Origin of the sequence: Bradyrhizobium sp. 2TAF36, assembly GCF_052114925.1 — a bacterium.
Taxonomy (GTDB): domain Bacteria; phylum Pseudomonadota; class Alphaproteobacteria; order Rhizobiales; family Xanthobacteraceae; genus Bradyrhizobium; species Bradyrhizobium barranii.
Genome location: NZ_JBFRFR010000224.1, coordinates 1 through 1543 on the forward strand (window position 1 = coordinate 1; position 1543 = coordinate 1543).

3 protein-coding genes are annotated in these 1543 nt (G+C 56.3%); 2 read left to right on the forward strand and 1 reads right to left on the reverse strand.

Annotation, left to right across the window (positions count from 1 at the left end):
- Positions 1–140: Na+/H+ antiporter NhaA (locus AB4Z51_RS44845; protein WP_441499759.1), on the forward strand; the 140-nt coding region annotated here is incomplete at its 5' end.
- Positions 141–595: 455 nt separating this feature from the next.
- Here AB4Z51_RS44845 and AB4Z51_RS44850 read toward each other — a convergent pair.
- Positions 596–1090, reverse strand: a complete 495-nt coding sequence (locus tag AB4Z51_RS44850; RefSeq protein WP_135217302.1) for a DUF4142 domain-containing protein — start codon at positions 1088–1090, stop codon at positions 596–598.
- 157 nt (positions 1091–1247) lie between these two features.
- Between AB4Z51_RS44850 and AB4Z51_RS44855 the strand changes: the two genes are divergently transcribed.
- Positions 1248–1427 (forward strand): hypothetical protein, encoded by a 180-nt coding sequence (locus AB4Z51_RS44855; protein WP_135217301.1) that lies wholly within the window; start codon positions 1248–1250, stop codon positions 1425–1427.
- The last annotated feature ends 116 nt before the right edge of the window (positions 1428–1543 follow it).

Genomic DNA, 1543 nt, shown 5'->3' on the forward strand with positions numbered 1-1543 from the left:
CAATGTCGATCTTCATCTCGATGCTCGCCTTCTCCGATCAAGGATTATTGAGGGCGGCGAAACTGGGCGTACTCTTCGGTTCGCTTGTCGCCGCCACACTCGGCCTTGGCTGGGGCGCGACCTACGTTCGACGTCAGTGAAAGCAGCGGCATTCGTTAAGCATTTCCGGTTATGCGGATGCCATGTTGCGGGCGTTGGGGCAGTTGCTGTTGCGAGGTGCGGTAAGCGTTGCGGGCGCCGCTCTGACGGCCCTCTGCATCGCTGGTGTTCTGTCGTTGGTGGCGACGCACTTTCCGACCAAAAAACAAGCAGTCGTCGAAACCATCGCGCTCAAGATCGGTTGCCTACCCAGCCGATGCGGTACGAGGGTGAACACTGAGCATTAGCGGGAACAGCGATGCTTTCTGGGATGGAGTATCCACACTGGTTTATGCTCGCCGGAGCTGTCCTCGTGCTGGCGGGATTAATCGGTTAAGCCCGGCCGCCGGCTTACGCGAGCGATCCGCCCGGCACCAGTAAACCGACGGGATAATCTTCCGCCCGGCGCTTTGCATATCTTTGCCGCGATCCTGCCGCCCCAATTCCCACCGTCGGATCAATTACCGCTCTTCAACGATTTTGCGGTGTCCAGGTGCTTTTGCAACGTATCTATCTGGCCGGAAGCATATTCTCCAGCAGCATCCTTACTTTTCGAGGCCTTTTTGTACTCGGCGATATCCTTTTGATGGTCTGCGACCATGTGAGTCGCGAACATTTTGTCGAAGGCCGCGCCGGACATTTTTGACATCTTGTCATGTTCGGCTTTTTGCTTCGCATTCGGTCCGCTTGGTGCGTTCATTCCCAGTCCCCGGGAAGCTTCTAAAGCCTTCTGATTGGCGGCAGCGTGGTCTGTGGAAAGCATTCTGCCGTACGACTTGACGGCATCGCTTTGGCCGTTCTGCTGTGCCAGCTCTCCCATGCTCACTTCAGCGAAATTGCCCTCGATTGCCTTCTTGAGGAACGTTTCGCTTTGCTTATCTTTCGCAGATGCGTTGGCAATTGACAGCGCCATCAAGGTTGCCGTCCCGAGCGATAAGAGGATTTTGTTCAAGGCACACTCCTCTGAGTTGTTTGTCGATGAACACGCCAATGATAGAAGAGGTTCCAATTGAGCGCCCGGTGCGAACGGGCGCGCGGCCCGGTTGCTAGAGTTGCGAACCACGAGCCATGTTGTTAGACCGCGCCCTCAACACTGAGGGAGCGCCGAGTTGGCTAAGAAGAAAAAATTGGTTCGCCGCGAGTGGACCGCTGCCGACATCAAGGAATTGAAGGCCCACTCGAAGGCTCGGACGCCTGTCGCCAAAATAGCCAAAATGACCAAGCGAACCGAGGGAGCGCTACGTCAGAAGGCGCTCAATCTTGGAATCGGATTGGGGCACCAGCGGTAATTGAAACTCCACCGATTGCATCCGACTGCCAGAATTCGATACTGTTTTAACGCTCGCATCTGCGCGCTCATGTGCAGACTGCTGCGTCCGTCAGGGCTGCCGGAGAGCTTTGCGGC